This is a genomic window from Spiroplasma endosymbiont of Nomada rufipes (assembly GCF_964277355.1).
GTDB lineage: Bacteria > Bacillota_I > Bacilli_A > Mycoplasmatales > VBWQ01 > Spiroplasma_E.
On record NZ_OZ195517.1, the window covers coordinates 1,026,701 to 1,041,859 of the forward strand.

Consider the following 15,159-nt stretch of genomic DNA (forward strand, 5'->3'; position numbering starts at 1 on the left):
TTTATTTTCTTGGTTTTTTTGGTGGACGACAACCATTATGAGGGATTGGTGTCACATCATTTAAATCTTTGATTTCAAAACCTACTGCTTGTAAACTACGAATTGATGGTTCTCTTCCTGGTCCTGTTCCATTAACAAAAACACTTAAAATTTTAACTCCGTGTTCCATAGCAGTTTTACCTGCAGCTTCAGCTGCTAACTGTGCTGAGTGAGGAGTTGATTTACGAGTTCCTTTGAAACCTACTGCTCCAGCACTTGATCAAGCAATAACATTACCATTAAGATCAGTAATAGTAACAATAGTATTATTAAAACTTGCTTTAATAAATGCTTTTGCTTTAATAAAATTAGGATTAACTTTAATTTTTTTCTTTACTGTTGTTTTTATATTCATTATTTTTTTCCTCCTAATTAACTTGCTTTTTTCTTGTTAGCAACCGTTTTACGTGGTCCCTTGCAAGTTCTTGCATTAGTTTTTGTTGATTGTCCTCTGGCTGGTAATCCTTTACGATGACGAATACCACGATAACATCCAATTTCCATTAATCTCTTAATGTTTAAAGACACTTCACGTCTTAGTTCACCTTCAGTTTTATATTTCTTTTCAATTAATTGACTAATTGAACTTAATTCTTTTTCTGTTAATTCATTAATTTTTTTAGTTTCTTCAATTTTTAGTTCTTTTAATATTTCTGAAGATTTGCTGCGACCAATTCCATAAATTCTTGTTAAACCAATTACTGTATGTTGATTTCCAGGAATATTTACTTGCGCAATTCTTCGACTTGCATTATTAGTATTTGATGTCATATTTATTTTTCCTCCTTAATATTTCTATCCTTGACGTTGCTTATGTTTAGGATTTTCACAAATGATTACATTACGTTTTTTACGTTTGATTGGTTGACATTTGTCACAAATTTTTTTAACTGATGCTTGTACTTTCATCATTTTCCTCCTGTTAAACTATTAGTTTTCTTTGTTTTCATCATCTTTATTTATCGGTAAATGTGTAGTAGCCATTCTGTTACGAAAAGTAATTCGTCCTTCAGTTAAATTATAAGTTGATAATTCAACTTTTACATGATCACCTTTGATAATTTTAATTTTATGTGTTTGCATACGACCAGATGGTCTTACAATAGGAGTAAAGTCATATTCATTCAACTTTACTTTAAATCTAGCATTAGGTAAGACTTCTATTACTATACCTTCACATTCAATAGTACTATCATTAGTTTTTTTTACTTTTTGAACTTTGGGTTTAACTACTTGTTTTGGTTTAGCCATTAATTACATTCCTCATTATTTTTTTGATTTTCATTAAGTATTGTTAGTACTTCACATCCATCATTAGTTACTAGGATAGTGTGTTCAAAGTGAGCAGTCTGCTGTTTATCAGCAGCAACTACTGTTCACTTATCACTTAAAACCAGAATTTTATCAGTTGTTGTTTGAACCATTGGTTCAATACAAATTGTCATTCCTGACTGCAATTTTATTCCAGTGTTGGGCTTACCAATATTAGGAATAGCTGGGTCTTCGTGGAGTTTTTTACCAATACCATGCCCAGTATATGATGTTGGTAAATAAAAGCCTTCGCTTTCTACATAAGTTTGAATGGCGTTACTAATATCACCAATTCTAACTCCTGGTGCAACAATTGCTATTGCTTTATTTAATGATTCTTTAGTCACATTAATAAGTTTTGCTTGTTCTGGTGTTGGTTTCCCACCAACACACATTGTAAAGGCAGCATCTGCATGATAACCATTAACAGCAGCACCAGCATCAATTTTCACAATATCATTCATTTTAAAAGGTTTATCATTAGGAATGCCATGAATTAATTGTTCATTAACTGAAACACAAATTGTGGCAGGAAACCCATGATAATTTAAAAAAGAAGGTACAGCATTATTTTCTTTAATAATTTGTGCTGCCACTTTATCAAGTATTTTACCCGTTATCCCAACTTTTATTATCTTTGCTAACTCTTTATGAATAAGTGCTACAACTTGACTAGCGGCTTTGATATTTTGAATTTCACTTTGACTTTTAATGCTAACCATTATTTTTATTTCCTTTTAATGATGATAAATATGATTTAATTTGTTTTTTAATATCACTATTATCTTGGTTGACATCCACTGTTCTTAACAGTCCACGTTCTTGATAAGAATCTACCAATGGTGCCGTTGCTACTTTGTAAGTTTTTAAACGATTGATAATTGTCTTTTCATCACTATCATCAATTCGCTTAATTAATTTTACCCCATCATTATCACAAATACCAGTAATCTTTGGTGGTAGGAAATTAAGATTATAAATTGCTTTACATTGAGGACAAGTAACTCTTGAAGACAAACGTTTAATAACTGTTTCTTCATTAATATCTAGATACAATACCATTGAAAGCGTTTCATTCAAACTTGTTAATACTTTGTCTAATGATGCTACTTGTGAGATTGTTCTTGGATAACCATCAAGAATAAAATTATGTTTAATATTTTTTAAAGTATTACTAATAATCTCATTTGTAATCTCATCAGGAACATATTGACCCTTATTAACATAAGTTTGAGCTTTTTTACCTACTGGTGATTGTTTTGTGATTTCATCACGAAACAAATCACCAGTTGATAAATGCATTAAATTATATTGTTCTTTCAGAAACTGTGACTGTGTCCCTTTCCCTGATCCTGGTGGACCTAAAATAATTAAATTCATCGTTACCCCCTAAGACCATAAGTGTTCTTTAACATCTTTGTTGTCCTTATAATTTAAGAATGAATGTTGAGTAATTCGTCCCTTAATTTGTTTTGTTGTATCTAATGCTACTCCAACCATAATTATTAATCCAGTTCCACCAACTGCTAATGAAGAAGGTAGATTAGTAAATTTAGAAATCAAAAATGGAGTTACTGCAACAGCAGTTAAGAAAAAGGAACCAATCGTACTTAAACGATTTAACATTCTTTTAATATAAATTTCTGTTTCCTTCCCTGGCTGAACGCCAGGAATATAAGTTCCTGATTTTTGAAAATTCTTAGCCATTTGTTCTGGATTAATTTGCACTTGTGCATATAAGAAAGTAAACATAATCGTCATTATAGCAAAAATACTAATTCCCGGCCACGACTGTAAAGATAAATAATTTCTAGCAAAATTAGCAAAACCACTATTTTGATCAACAATTTGTGCCACTGTCATTGGAGCAGTAATTAGTGCCGAAGAAAAAATAACAGGAATTACTCCGGCTGAGTTAACTTTTAAAGGTAAATAAGAACTTTTATCACCCTTTAAAGTTAAACCACTACCAGTTTGTTGAATTGGTAAGTGTCGCTCTGATTCACTAAAGAATACAACAACAAGAATAATCAGTAGGAAGGCTGCAAAATAAAGAGCAAATTTTAAAGCCCCTTGAAAAATAACACCGTTATTAGTATCTGGTCCTACTCAATACTTAAAAGTTGAAGCTAAGTTAAATGGTAAATTAGCAGCAATTCCACCAAAAATAATTAGTGAAATTCCATTACCAATACCACGATTAGTAATCTGATCAGCCATTCATAATGATAACATTGTCCCTGCTAGTAAAATAGCTGGAATTAATACATAATAGAAAACTTCTGGTCCGGCTGCTCCCGATCCCGAACTTCAATCAACACTAATAATATGTTGAGATTGTAAGCCAAAGATAGTGGCAAAACCTTGCATAATAGCAAAGGGAACAGTTAATACTCGATTCATTAACTCTAATTTTTTCTTACCTTTTTCGCCTGATTTAGCCCATCTTGTTAAAGTAGGAACAACATCAGTTGATAATAACTGCACAATAATTGATGCAGTAATGTAAGGTGAGACTCCAAGTGCAAAAACAGAAAATCTGCTAATAGCACCACCACCTAACATTGAAATTAAATTAAAGAATTCAATACCACTACTATTACTGCTACTTAAATCTTCATTCAAAGTTACTCCTGGAACTGTAATAAATGCTCCAACACGAAAGATAAATAAAATAAAAATGGTAAATAAAATTCTAATTATAACTTCTTTATACTTTTTTATTAATTCACGGGTTGTTGTGAACACTTAGATCACCTGCGCTTTTCCTCCGGCTTGTTCAATAGCAGTAATTGCTGATTTTGAAAATTTATGAGCTTTAATTGTTTTTGGTGTTGTTAATTTACCTTTACCAAGAACTTTAATACCATCTTTTTTACTTCTAATCAATTTTAATTGAAATACAAGTTCAGGTGTTATTTCATGCTCTTTAATTAAATCAATTTGTTCTAAGTTAATAATACTATAATTGGTTGTAGTAAAGTTAGTAAACCCTCGTTTTGAAATACGACGGTACAGTGGTGTTTGTCCTCCTTCAAATCCGGGTCTTGTTCCACCACCGGTACGGGCATTTTGTCCTTTTGTTCCTTTACCAGCCGTTTTACCTTTTCCAGATGAAGTTCCTCTACCTAAACGTTTAATGTCTTTACGAGAACCTGGTGTTGGTTTTAAGTTATGTAATGTTGTTTCCATAATCCACCTCTAACCATTACTACGCTTAGTAGTAAGATTTTTATTTTTTATAAAATATTCTGCTGGTTTAACATTGCCAAGACCTGCAATTGTTGCTCTAGCTAAATTAATTTTATTTCTAGATCTAAATGCTTTTGAATAAATATTATGAATACCAGCTAATTCTAAAATATCACGAGCAGATCCACCAGCTTTAATTCCGATTCCTTCTTTAGCTGGTTTTAATAAAATTTCACTTCCACAATATTTACCTTTAACTTCATGAACAATAGAATTATTGTTTTTAGTTATCGTAATTGTTGTTAAATTTTTGTGAGCAGCTTCAATTGCCTTTTTAATTGCATCAGGAACTTCATTGGCTTTAGATATACCAAAACCAACTACTCCTTTACCATTACCAATAGCAACAGCAGCAGAGAAACGCAATCTTCTTCCCCCAGTTGTTACTTTGTTAATTTTTCTGATTCAAATCACTTTTTCAATAAATTCACTTGGAGTTTTTGGTTTACGTTCAAAATTTTTACGTGGTTCACGAACTTTATTTTCTTTTTTATCATGGCTATTTCTTGGTTGTGATGAATTAGTATGTCTAATTTTATTTTCATTACCAGCAGGATTTTTTACTTCTGCTTTAACAGAAGGTTTTGCTACTGATTTTTGAACTTCAGTATTTTCTTTATCATCAATAATTGTTTTTTTATTTTCTAAACTCATACTTTTAATTCTCCTTTTTTAGAATTCTAATCCAGCACTACGCGCCGCTTCTGCGAATGCTTTCACTTTACCATGATATAAATATCCACCACGATCAAAAACCACTTTTTTAATTTTTTTCTTAATAGCTAAATTAGCAATTGTTTCTCCAAGTTTAGTAGCAGCATCTATATTGCTTTTTGATGCTAAATCTTTAAATGTTAATGTTGATACACCAATAATTGTATTTGAAGCAGTATCGTCAATAATTTGAGCATAAAAACTATTATTAGATTTAAAGATATTTAAGCGTGGTCTTTCACTAGTACCCATAATTTTACTACGAATACGATAATGACGAACTTTACGAGCTTGTTGTTTATTAATCATTTTCTATTCTCCTTAAGTGCCAGTATAAGATTATTTACCTTTACCAGCAGCTTTTCCTTCCTTACGACGAATGTGTTCATTTTTATATTTAATTCCTTTACCTTTATATGGTTCTGGTTTACGGAATTTACGAATTTTGGCTGCAACTTCTCCAATTAATTGTTTATCAATACCACTAATTTGTAATACTGTTGGTTTAGGAGCAAAAATGGTAATTCCTTGCGGAATTTCAAACTTAATAGGATGAGAATATCCTAATGTTAAATTTAAGATATTAGCTTGAACAGCAGCACGATATCCAACACCATTTATTTCTAATTCTTTCATGAAACCTGTTGATACACCAACTAACATTCCATTAATTAATGAATTAGTTGTTCCGTGAAGTTGTTTATTTTTTTTGTTATCATCAGGTCTTGTTGTAGTAATTGTTTTTTTCTCTTCATCAACGTTAATTTTAATAACATTTGGTAATAGTTTTTTTAAAGAACCTTTTGCTCCTGTAACAGTCAACAAGTTACTTGAATCTAGCGTTATTGAAGTATTTACTGGAATGGTAAGGATACGGTTACCAATACGTGACATATAGTTTCCTCCTTATCATACATAAGCAAGAACTTCGCCACCAAGACCAAGTTTTTTTGCTTGTTTATTTGTCATAATACCTTTTGATGTAGAAATGATTGCAATTCCATAACCATTTAACACACTTGGTAAGTCTTCACATTTTGCATACATTCTTAATCCTGGTTTAGATATTCTTTTTAAACCAAGAATTGGACTTTTACCAGTATGAACTAATAAAAGTTCTAATTTAGGTTTGCTAGGATTTTCTTTAGTAACACGATATTTTTCAATATAACCATTTTTTTGCAAGATATCAGCTATCTTAACTAGTTGTTTTGAAGAAGGTACACTAACTACTCGATGTTTACTGCTATCCGCAGCGCTAATAGCATTACGAATAACTGTTAAAATATTACTTATTGGATCTGTCATCATAATTATATACCTCCTATCATGATGCTTTTCTAATACCAGGAATTTGTCCTTGGTATACTAAACCGCGAAAACAAATACGGCATAACATAAATTTACGAATAACCGCATGAGGACGGCCACACTTTTGACAGCGTGTATATGCTTGCGTACTAAACTTTGATTTACGGGCTTGTCTTACTTTTAATGAAGTTTTTGCCATCTTATGCCACCTGCTTTCCTTGTTTTTTAAACGGTAATCCTATTTTTTTTAATAACAATAATGCTGTTGCATTATTTGATGTTGTGGTAATAATTGAGATTTCCATACCACGAACTTTATCTACTTCTTCATAATTAATTTCAGGGAAAATAATTTGTTCTTTAATACCAACAGTGTAATTACCATTTTGATCAAATGCTTTAGCTGATAAACCTTGAAAATCACGAATTCTTGGTAAAGAAATTGAGATAAATTTATCAAGGAAATCATACATTTTTTCGCCACGTAATGTAACTTTACAACCAATTGGCATTCCTGCTCTTAATTTAAAGCCGGCAATTGACTTTTTTGCTTTAGTGATAATTGGTTTTTGACCAGTAATTTTTGATAATTCAGATACTGATTTATCAATGGCTTTTGGATTACTACTTGCATCTCCAACGCCAATATTAATAACAACTTTTTCAATTTTGGGTACTTGCATTATTGATGTAAAATTTAATTCTTTTTGCAATTGGGGAATAATAGTTTTATTATATTTTTCTTGTAAACGATTCATTTTTATGCTGTTACTCCTTTATTATCGTAATTCTGTTTCAGATCTTCGTGCAATACGAATTTTTTTGCCATCTTTATCAATTTTGTACCCAATTTTTGTTACTTTTTTATCTTTTTTACCATCAATGATCATTACATTAGAAATGTGAACACTAGTTTTTACTTCCACAATTCCACCTTCTTGATCATTTTGGGTAGGTTTTTTATTTTTCTTAGCAGTAATACCTTCAATAATAACACGATTTTTTTCACGAAGTACTTGGATAATTGGTCCGGTATGACCTTTATGCTTTCCTGCAATGATTTTAATTTGGTCGCCTCTTTTTAATTTAGTATCAAGACTAATAACTGGTTTCTTTTTGCTTGCCATTTATTTCATCCTCCTAAACAATTTCTTCTGCTAAAGAAGCAATTTTATTATAACCACGCTCTTTAACTTCACGAGCCAAGACACCAAATACTCTAGTACCACGTGGTGTTTTATCTTCTTTAATAATTACTACTGCATTATCATCAAATTTTACACAAGAACCATCATTACGTTTTACACCAAATTTACTACGTACGACAACTGCTTTAACAACTTGTCCTTTTTTCATTGCACTATTAGGTGTTACTGATTTTGCTGAACAAACAACAATATCACCGATTTTAGCAAATTTTTTAGTACTACCACCCAAAACTCTAATAACCATAACTTCTTTAATACCAGTGTTGTCAGCCACATTGGCTCACGATAGATTTTGTAACATCTTTCTTATCCTCCTGGTTAATTAAGCTTTTTTATTTGTTTTAGATTCAATAATCTTTAACAAACGGAAGCGTTTTAGAGCTGAAAGTGGACGAGTTGAAATGATTTCAACCTTGTCACCAATTTTAGCTTGGTTAGTTTCATCATGGGCATGATACTTTTTAGTTGACTTAAAACTTTTATTGTACATTGGATGTCGTTTTGAAGTTTCAACAACAACAGTAATTGTTTTATCATTTTTGTCAGAACTTACAATTCCAACAAAAGTTTTACGTTGTTTGCTTGGAATAATATTTGTCATTATTCTTTGTCCTCCTTAGCTGGTGTCACAGTTTTCTTAACTGTAGGTTTTTTAGATGGTTTTTCTACTTTAGTAGTAGTAACTTTTTTAACTTCTTTGTTTGATGATTTTGCTTTAGTTGTTTTTTCAGTAACTTCTTTTTTAGCAATTTTATCTGATTCTTTAATAACTTCTGATTTAGTTATTGTTTTAACTTTAATATCTTTTTTATCATCAACTTTAGCAACTTTTTTAGTTTTTTTGCTTTCTTTATTTTCTTCTGGTAATACCATTTTATTAATATGTAATGGTTTGATTTTTTCACCATTATTAATTCTGATAGTTAATTCAGTTTTAATACGAGCAATATCCTTACGAAGATTATTTATCATATGCGGAGTTTCTAGTTTACCTAACGAACTTTGAATTCGTAAAGCAAACAATTGCGCACGAAGAGTTTCTTCATGTTGTTGTAATTCTAAAGTTGATTTATTTTTAATTACTTGCATTTCCATTTGCTTCACCCAATTCTGTTGTTAAATTTTTAGCAACCTTTACTTCTTCTGTTGGTTTTATTTCTCTAGTAACAATTTTACATTTGATTGGCAACTTGTGCATTGCAAGACGCAATGCTTCACGTGCTGTTGCTTCATTAGGATATGATACTTCAAACATAACTGTTTTTGCTTTTACTACTGAAACTCAATGATCAATTGAACCTTTTCCTGATCCCATACGTACTTCCGCTGGTTTTCTAGTAATTGGTAAATGTGGAAAGATTCTAATTCAAACTTTTCCACCACGTTTCATGTAACGTGTCATTGCTACTCTGGCTGCTTCAATTTGTCTTTCAGTAATGTAAGAACCTTCTTCAGCACGAAGTCCGTAAGTTCCAAAAGCAACTGTTTTACAACCTTTTGCAGTTCCTTCATAACTTAAACGGTGGACGCAAGAGTGTTTATATCTCTTAGGTATAGCCATCTTACTTTACCTCCTTACGTGGTTGTTGTGAGTAATTATTTCGGCGATTGTTATTATTTCTTTGATTATATTTTGAAATAATTTCAGGTTGAGTTGAGTCAGTTCCTGATAAAATTTCACCTTTATATACTCAAACTTTAATACCAATTTGACCAAAAGTTGTTTTTGCCTCAGAAGTAGCATAATCAATATTACTACGTAATGTTGCTAAAGGAACACTACTTTCTGAATAACCTTCAACACGTGCCATATCCGCTTCACCAAGTCTTCCTGAAACACGAGTTTTAATTCCCTTTGCTCCAGCACGAAGTGATTTACGAATTGCTAATTTTTGTGTTGTACGATGTGACATACGATTGCTTATTTGTTGTGCTAATGTATTAGCAATTGTTTGCGCATCAATATCAGGATTTTTAATTTCAACAACATTAATTCTAATACCTATTTTACGATTTTTAATTGTTTTACGAACTAGTGTTGTTAATACTTCAATGTTTGAACCGCCTTGCCCTAAAACTGAACCAACACGAACACAGTGGATAAATAAGGTAATTTGTGATTTAGTTCTTTCAATTTCAATTTTAGAAACACCAGAAGTTTTTAAATGTGCAAATAGTGCTTTTCTAATTTTGTGGTCTTCTAAAATTCATTTTGCTAAATCTTCGTTACTAGTTGTATATCAACGTGATTGTCAATCTTTATTGATACCATATCTTAATCCATTTGGACTAACTTTGTGACCCATATTACTTATTTACCTCCTAATTATCGCTAACCACGATAGTGATTTTGCTTGTTCTTTTTAAGATTTGATATGCTCTACCATGAGCACGGGGCATAAATCTTTTCATAGTTGGACCTTCATTTACAAATATTTCCTTAATACGTAATTTGTTGGCTTCCATTCCATAGTTATTAGCAGCATTAGCAACTGCTGAATTAATTAATTTTATAATTGGCTGTGCTGCGCGTTTTTTTTCATGAGCTAGAATTACTAGAGCTTTGGCAACAGCATTATCACGAACTAAATCGGCTACTAAACGCACTTTTCTTGGACTAATGCGTAATTTATCTAAATGAGCTTTTGCTTCCATAATTTCTATCTCCTAACGCTTTTTCTTGTCAGAACCGTGACCACCAAACTTACGTGTGGGTACGAATTCTCCTAATTTATGACCAACCATATCTTCTGTTACATATACAGGTAAATGTGTTTTGCCATTATGTACACCGAATGTATGTCCAACAAATTGTGGGAAAATTGTTGAACGACGAGATCAAGTTTGAATAATTTTTTTTGATTTATTTTTATTTTGAGTTTCCACTTTGTTTAATAAATGACTATCAGCAAAGGGTCCTTTTTTTAAAGATCTTGACATATATTACTTTCCTCCTACTTTGTTGCATTTCTTCTTCGTACAATTAATTTATTTGATGCTTTTTTACTATCACGAGTTTTTAAACCTAATGCTTTTTTACCTCATGGTGTTACTGGAGCTTTTCTTCCGATTGGAGCTTTACCTTCTCCTCCACCATGTGGGTGATCATTTGGATTCATAACACTACCACGAACAGTAGGTCTAATTCCTTTTCAACGATTTCTTCCCGCTTTACCAATGTTTACTAAGTTATGATCATCATTTCCAACTGTACCAATTGTAGCTCGACAATTACTTAATACTTTTCTAACTTCACCTGATGTTAATTTTAATAATGTATACTTAGCTGTTTCATCACGACCAAGAATTTGAACACTACCACCAGCACTTCGTGCCATTTGTCCACCTTTACCTGGTTTTAATTCAACATTATGAACAACTGTTCCTTGTGGAATCTGTGATAATGGTAAACAGTTACCAACAGTAATATCAATTTTAACAGTATCACTGTTTTCACCACTTAATAACTTATCTCCTACTTTGATTCCTTTTGGTGCTAAGATATAACGCTTTTCACCATCAAGATAAGAAATAAGACAAATGTTAGCATTACGATTTGGATCGTATTCAATTGTTTTAACTGTTCCAACTACATTGTCTTTGTTACGTTTAAAATCAATAATACGGTATTTAACCTTATGACCATTACCTTGATGTCTTACTGTAATTTTACCTTGATTATTTCTACCAGCTTGTTTAACTAAATTTACTAATAAAGATTTTTCAGGGCTATTACCAATAGTTAAGTTCTGTTTGTAATCCAGAACGGTCATATTACGTCTTCCTGCAGTAGTGGGATTAATTTTTCTAATTGCCATTGTTTTTTTCTCCTTCCAATCTTATTAGCTTTGTTCTTCAGAACTAAACAAACTTAATTGTTCACCAGGAGCTAATTTAATAAGAGCTTTTTTTACTGCCGATGTTTTTCCAACAAATCTACCAACAGTTTTAGTTTTTGGTTTACTATTAATAATATTAACGTCTGCTACTTTAACTTCAAAAATCTGTTCAAAGGCTTTTTTAACGTGACTTTTATTAGCTTTACGGTTAACAGTAAATGTATAGATACCTTCAGCCATTTGTTTATAAGTTTTCTCAGTTAATACTGGTTTTACTATAACTTCACTTAAATGCATATTAAATTAAAGCCTCCTCAACGATTTTAATTGCCTCAGTAGTAAACAATACTTTTTTAGCATTTAATAAATCGTAAATATTAATACTATTAGCAGCGATTGTTGTTGTTCTAGGTAAATTACGACCTGATTTAATAACTGTTTCTTTATTGCTTATTCCTGAAACAATTAGTGTTTTATTGTTTGCTAATTCTAAAACTTTTAAAGTTTCTAACATAATTTTAGTTGAAGGTTTTTCAAAGTTTAATTCATCAATTACAACTATGTTTTTATTTTGGAATTTGGCAGCCAATGCTGATTTTATTGCCAATCTTCTTACTTTTTTTGGTAATCCAATTAAATAATTACGATCAGTATTTGGTCCAAAAACAATCCCCCCACCTTTTCATTGTGGTGAACGAATTGAGCCTTGACGCGCATTCCCTGTTCCTTTTTGTTTTCATGGTTTTCTACCACCGCCAGCAACTTCAGCACGACTTTTAACAGCGTGTGTTCCTTGACGTTTTGTAGCATTATAACTTAATAAACTATCAAACTGCGCTTGCTTGTGGGGTTCAATTCCTCAAATTTTTTCGTTTAAAGTTAATTCGCTAACTTTTGTTCCAGCGTTGTTAACAACATTAATTTTCATTTTGCTATCCTCCATAATTAACTTTATTGACCATCAGTAACTTCGGTTGTAGTATTTTGATTTCTAACAACTAATGATACTGGGGTTTTGAGAATTGGTTTTTTAACTGCTTGTTTAATAACAAGAAAGCCTTGTTTTGGTCCTGGAACTGAACCTTTTACTAAAAGATAATTATTTTCTTTATCTACTTTAATAACTTCTAAGTTAGCAACACTACGTTTAACATTTCCCATTTGCCCTGGCATTGGTTGTGATTTAAACACACGGTTAGCATTAATAGAACCTGTTGAACCCATTTGACGATGTAAACCTGATCCATGACCCATTGGACCACGTGATTGATTATGACGTTTAATACGTCCTGTAAATCCTTTACCTTTAGAAGTTCCTTGGACATCAACGAATTCACCTGCTGTGAATACGTCAGCAACATTAATAAGATCTTTATGATTAAATCCGTTCATGTTACGAATTTCTTTCACGAAGCGCTTAGGTTGGCTGTCGGCTTTTTTAAAGTGTCCGATTGTTGGTTTGTTTGATAAAGTAACGCGAAGATCGAACGTTGCAAGTTGTAAACTACTATATTTGTCTTTTACATTTGTTTTAACTTGACTTACTACATTTGGTTGTACTTCGATAATTGTTACTGGAACTAGTTGTCCGTTGTTTAAGAAAACTTGTGACATTCCTAGTTTCTTACCTAAGATTCCTTTCATAATTTCCTCCTTGGAATATGTTGTAAATAATTAATATTTATCGATTTTAATAATTTTTTTTATTAATCTTTTTTGATACTTGATTTAAAGTTGATTTTTTTCATCTTTAGATTCGATTATCAAAGAGATACTAACACTATTAGGGATAGTAAGTCCACTTAGAGCATTTAAAGATTTTGGTGATAATTGAGCACCAATAATTCTTTTGTGAGTTCTCTTTTCAAATTGTTCACGTGAATCTTTATGTTTATGCGGTGAACGAAGAATAGTGAAAATTTCTTTATGAGTTGGTAATGGAATTGGACCTACCACTTCAGCACCTTCTTTTTTTAACACATCTTTAATTTTCTGTGCTATTTGGTCAATAGCTGAGTGATCATAACTTTCTAAACGAATTTTTACTTTGTCTCCTATGATTGCCATTGGCTATATCCTCCTTAGAACGATTTTTAATAAAATAAAGAACAAAACATGTGATATAATGACAACTGATATCAGTGTATCAGCATTTATAAATAACAATCACGCCTTGTAAGTATAACATAGTGTAATGGTAAAAGGGAATAGCAAAATACAAAAAATACAAAAAAAATAATGGGTTTTTTGTTCATAATCTTTTAACTATTAATTTAGTTGTAAAAAATAAAGATTTTTAGCTAAATTGTAAAGGTAAGTGCAACTAAATTATTTTTCTATCCAAATATTCGATTGGTGAAAGATAATTTAGTATTTTTCTCGGTCTTTGATTTAAAGACAATATAAATTTATGAACTTCATTTTTATTAGTTTTTGAAAAAATAAATTTTTTAGGAAATTTTTCTCTAATTAAACCATTAGTATTTTCATTAGTACCTCTTTGTCAAGGTGAATATGGATTGGCAAAATAAATTTTTACATCTAAATTTTTTTCAAGTTGTTGTCAATTTGAAAATTCTTTGCCACGATCAAAAGTAATAGTTTTAACAATGTTTTTAGGAAGAATTGATAAATAATAACTGACATTTTTATTAATAACTTTAGTAGTTCTGTTTTTAACTAATATTGCTAAAGTAAATCGTGATACTCTTTCAACTAAAGTTATTAAACATGATTTGCTTTTACCTCGTGATGATACTATAGTATCTCCTTCTCAATGACCAAGTGTTATACGATCATTAACATTTATATCTCGTTCTTTAATTGATTTACCATTAAACTTGCCACGATTCTCTTGAGATTTTCGTTTTTTACCTTTTCTTCTTAAATTTTTACTAGTAACTTTATCAAGCATTCCAAAATAAATTCAAGTATAAATTGTTTTAAAACTAATAACTCACTCTTTATGAAAATTTTTAATTCTGCCATAAATTTGTTCAGGTGATCAACCTAATAGTAATTTTTGTTGTACATATTTTACTAAATTCTTATTTTTAAACTTATGAAAACTAATATGTGATTGTTTTCGATTTTCAGCTTTATTTTGTGCAATTAATGAAAAATAATGATTATTATCTTTATTTCTATTAATTTATCGAATAATAGTACTAATAATTCGATTAAGATTTTTAGCTATTTCACTAATTTTAAATTTAAATTTCAATTGATTCTCAATATAAATCCTTTCATCTATGCCAAGATGTTTATAACTCATATAAAAACTCCTTACTTTTTTCTAAACTAAATTTAGCATTATGAAATTTTTATATGAGAATTTTTTGCAATTTTATTTACTTGCACTTACAAGTATAATTCAGCTCAGCAATTTATACAAAAACTTATAATATTGATAATAGTAATCTTATAAGTAACATTAAAAGTAAATATTGTATAAAATATTTTATTAGATTAGAAAAGTAATATTT

29 protein-coding genes are annotated in these 15,159 nt (G+C 30.6%); all 29 read right to left on the reverse strand.

Annotation, left to right across the window (positions count from 1 at the left end):
* Nucleotide 1: 1 nt before the first annotated feature.
* Nucleotides 2–394 carry a 30S ribosomal protein S11 gene (gene rpsK, locus ACICQF_RS05610; protein ID WP_252319229.1) on the reverse strand — a complete coding sequence of 131 codons (393 nt, stop codon included), beginning with the start codon at nucleotides 392–394 and terminating at the stop codon, nucleotides 2–4.
* A gap of 17 nt (nucleotides 395–411) precedes the next feature.
* Nucleotides 412–810, reverse strand: coding sequence for a 30S ribosomal protein S13 (gene rpsM / locus ACICQF_RS05615; RefSeq protein WP_174480910.1), 399 nt, complete (start codon nucleotides 808–810; stop codon nucleotides 412–414).
* 24 nt (nucleotides 811–834) lie between these two features.
* Nucleotides 835–948, reverse strand: a complete 114-nt coding sequence (rpmJ, locus tag ACICQF_RS05620; RefSeq protein WP_174480911.1) for a 50S ribosomal protein L36 — start codon at nucleotides 946–948, stop codon at nucleotides 835–837.
* Nucleotides 949–969: 21 nt separating this feature from the next.
* Nucleotides 970–1,290, reverse strand: a complete 321-nt coding sequence (gene infA, locus ACICQF_RS05625; protein WP_348774424.1) for a translation initiation factor IF-1 — start codon at nucleotides 1,288–1,290, stop codon at nucleotides 970–972.
* Nucleotides 1,290–2,072 carry a type I methionyl aminopeptidase gene (gene map, locus ACICQF_RS05630; RefSeq protein WP_395473088.1) on the reverse strand — a complete coding sequence of 261 codons (783 nt, stop codon included), beginning with the start codon at nucleotides 2,070–2,072 and terminating at the stop codon, nucleotides 1,290–1,292. Before map ends, infA begins: the two co-directional genes overlap by 1 nt.
* Nucleotides 2,065–2,730 carry an adenylate kinase gene (locus tag ACICQF_RS05635; protein WP_395473089.1) on the reverse strand — a complete coding sequence of 222 codons (666 nt, stop codon included), beginning with the start codon at nucleotides 2,728–2,730 and terminating at the stop codon, nucleotides 2,065–2,067. The genes map and ACICQF_RS05635 overlap by 8 nt, the downstream gene beginning before the upstream one ends.
* A 9-nt stretch (nucleotides 2,731–2,739) precedes the next feature.
* On the reverse strand, nucleotides 2,740–4,098 hold the full coding sequence (gene secY / locus ACICQF_RS05640) for a preprotein translocase subunit SecY (protein ID WP_338958165.1): 1,359 nt from the start codon (nucleotides 4,096–4,098) through the stop codon (nucleotides 2,740–2,742).
* Nucleotides 4,099–4,542, reverse strand: coding sequence for a 50S ribosomal protein L15 (rplO, locus tag ACICQF_RS05645; protein ID WP_395473090.1), 444 nt, complete (start codon nucleotides 4,540–4,542; stop codon nucleotides 4,099–4,101).
* 9 nt (nucleotides 4,543–4,551) lie between these two features.
* Nucleotides 4,552–5,256, reverse strand: coding sequence for a 30S ribosomal protein S5 (rpsE, locus tag ACICQF_RS05650; protein ID WP_338988156.1), 705 nt, complete (start codon nucleotides 5,254–5,256; stop codon nucleotides 4,552–4,554).
* A gap of 18 nt (nucleotides 5,257–5,274) precedes the next feature.
* Nucleotides 5,275–5,625, reverse strand: a complete 351-nt coding sequence (gene rplR / locus ACICQF_RS05655; protein WP_174480918.1) for a 50S ribosomal protein L18 — start codon at nucleotides 5,623–5,625, stop codon at nucleotides 5,275–5,277.
* A gap of 30 nt (nucleotides 5,626–5,655) precedes the next feature.
* Nucleotides 5,656–6,210, reverse strand: a complete 555-nt coding sequence (gene rplF / locus ACICQF_RS05660) for a 50S ribosomal protein L6 (RefSeq protein ID WP_395473091.1) — start codon at nucleotides 6,208–6,210, stop codon at nucleotides 5,656–5,658.
* Between the two features lie 12 nt (nucleotides 6,211–6,222).
* Nucleotides 6,223–6,627 (reverse strand): 30S ribosomal protein S8, encoded by a 405-nt coding sequence (rpsH, locus tag ACICQF_RS05665; protein ID WP_174480920.1) that lies wholly within the window; start codon nucleotides 6,625–6,627, stop codon nucleotides 6,223–6,225.
* Nucleotides 6,628–6,640: 13 nt separating this feature from the next.
* Entirely contained in the window at nucleotides 6,641–6,826 is a 186-nt protein-coding gene (locus ACICQF_RS05670) for a type Z 30S ribosomal protein S14 (protein ID WP_174480921.1), read from the reverse strand.
* Between the two features lies 1 nt (nucleotide 6,827).
* The gene (gene rplE / locus ACICQF_RS05675) at nucleotides 6,828–7,385 is read right to left on the reverse strand and encodes a 50S ribosomal protein L5 (RefSeq protein ID WP_338958174.1); all 558 of its coding nucleotides are present in this window, start codon (nucleotides 7,383–7,385) and stop codon (nucleotides 6,828–6,830) included.
* Nucleotides 7,386–7,406: 21 nt separating this feature from the next.
* Complete coding sequence (gene rplX / locus ACICQF_RS05680) at nucleotides 7,407–7,754, reverse strand: 50S ribosomal protein L24 (RefSeq protein WP_395473092.1); 348 nt, start codon at nucleotides 7,752–7,754, stop codon at nucleotides 7,407–7,409.
* A gap of 13 nt (nucleotides 7,755–7,767) precedes the next feature.
* Complete coding sequence (rplN, locus tag ACICQF_RS05685) at nucleotides 7,768–8,136, reverse strand: 50S ribosomal protein L14 (protein WP_174480924.1); 369 nt, start codon at nucleotides 8,134–8,136, stop codon at nucleotides 7,768–7,770.
* A 21-nt stretch (nucleotides 8,137–8,157) separates the two neighbouring features.
* On the reverse strand, nucleotides 8,158–8,436 hold the full coding sequence (rpsQ, locus tag ACICQF_RS05690) for a 30S ribosomal protein S17 (RefSeq protein ID WP_395473093.1): 279 nt from the start codon (nucleotides 8,434–8,436) through the stop codon (nucleotides 8,158–8,160).
* Nucleotides 8,436–8,930 (reverse strand): 50S ribosomal protein L29, encoded by a 495-nt coding sequence (gene rpmC / locus ACICQF_RS05695; protein WP_338958179.1) that lies wholly within the window; start codon nucleotides 8,928–8,930, stop codon nucleotides 8,436–8,438. Before rpmC ends, rpsQ begins: the two co-directional genes overlap by 1 nt.
* Nucleotides 8,911–9,396 carry a 50S ribosomal protein L16 gene (rplP, locus tag ACICQF_RS05700; protein WP_281748520.1) on the reverse strand — a complete coding sequence of 162 codons (486 nt, stop codon included), beginning with the start codon at nucleotides 9,394–9,396 and terminating at the stop codon, nucleotides 8,911–8,913. Before rplP ends, rpmC begins: the two co-directional genes overlap by 20 nt.
* 1 nt (nucleotide 9,397) lies before the next feature.
* Nucleotides 9,398–10,141, reverse strand: coding sequence for a 30S ribosomal protein S3 (rpsC, locus tag ACICQF_RS05705; RefSeq protein ID WP_395473094.1), 744 nt, complete (start codon nucleotides 10,139–10,141; stop codon nucleotides 9,398–9,400).
* Nucleotides 10,142–10,157: 16 nt separating this feature from the next.
* The gene (gene rplV / locus ACICQF_RS05710) at nucleotides 10,158–10,490 is read right to left on the reverse strand and encodes a 50S ribosomal protein L22 (protein ID WP_174480929.1); all 333 of its coding nucleotides are present in this window, start codon (nucleotides 10,488–10,490) and stop codon (nucleotides 10,158–10,160) included.
* Between the two features lie 12 nt (nucleotides 10,491–10,502).
* The gene (gene rpsS, locus ACICQF_RS05715) at nucleotides 10,503–10,775 is read right to left on the reverse strand and encodes a 30S ribosomal protein S19 (RefSeq protein WP_395473095.1); all 273 of its coding nucleotides are present in this window, start codon (nucleotides 10,773–10,775) and stop codon (nucleotides 10,503–10,505) included.
* A 14-nt stretch (nucleotides 10,776–10,789) separates the two neighbouring features.
* Nucleotides 10,790–11,653 (reverse strand): 50S ribosomal protein L2, encoded by an 864-nt coding sequence (gene rplB / locus ACICQF_RS05720; RefSeq protein WP_252319248.1) that lies wholly within the window; start codon nucleotides 11,651–11,653, stop codon nucleotides 10,790–10,792.
* Nucleotides 11,654–11,677: 24 nt separating this feature from the next.
* A complete protein-coding gene (gene rplW / locus ACICQF_RS05725; RefSeq protein WP_252319250.1) occupies nucleotides 11,678–11,971 on the reverse strand; it encodes a 50S ribosomal protein L23 in 294 nt (97 codons plus the stop codon).
* Nucleotide 11,972: 1 nt separating this feature from the next.
* Nucleotides 11,973–12,602, reverse strand: coding sequence for a 50S ribosomal protein L4 (gene rplD, locus ACICQF_RS05730; protein WP_281748516.1), 630 nt, complete (start codon nucleotides 12,600–12,602; stop codon nucleotides 11,973–11,975).
* Nucleotides 12,603–12,625: 23 nt separating this feature from the next.
* On the reverse strand, nucleotides 12,626–13,318 hold the full coding sequence (gene rplC / locus ACICQF_RS05735; RefSeq protein WP_174480934.1) for a 50S ribosomal protein L3: 693 nt from the start codon (nucleotides 13,316–13,318) through the stop codon (nucleotides 12,626–12,628).
* 84 nt (nucleotides 13,319–13,402) lie between these two features.
* Nucleotides 13,403–13,735 (reverse strand): 30S ribosomal protein S10, encoded by a 333-nt coding sequence (rpsJ, locus tag ACICQF_RS05740; protein WP_395473717.1) that lies wholly within the window; start codon nucleotides 13,733–13,735, stop codon nucleotides 13,403–13,405.
* Nucleotides 13,736–13,997: 262 nt separating this feature from the next.
* Complete coding sequence (locus tag ACICQF_RS05745) at nucleotides 13,998–14,825, reverse strand: IS30 family transposase (protein ID WP_395473718.1); 828 nt, start codon at nucleotides 14,823–14,825, stop codon at nucleotides 13,998–14,000.
* Entirely contained in the window at nucleotides 14,826–14,948 is a 123-nt protein-coding gene (locus ACICQF_RS05750) for a hypothetical protein (protein ID WP_395473096.1), read from the reverse strand. It abuts the gene before it with no gap.
* Nucleotides 14,949–15,159: the final 211 nt, after the last annotated feature.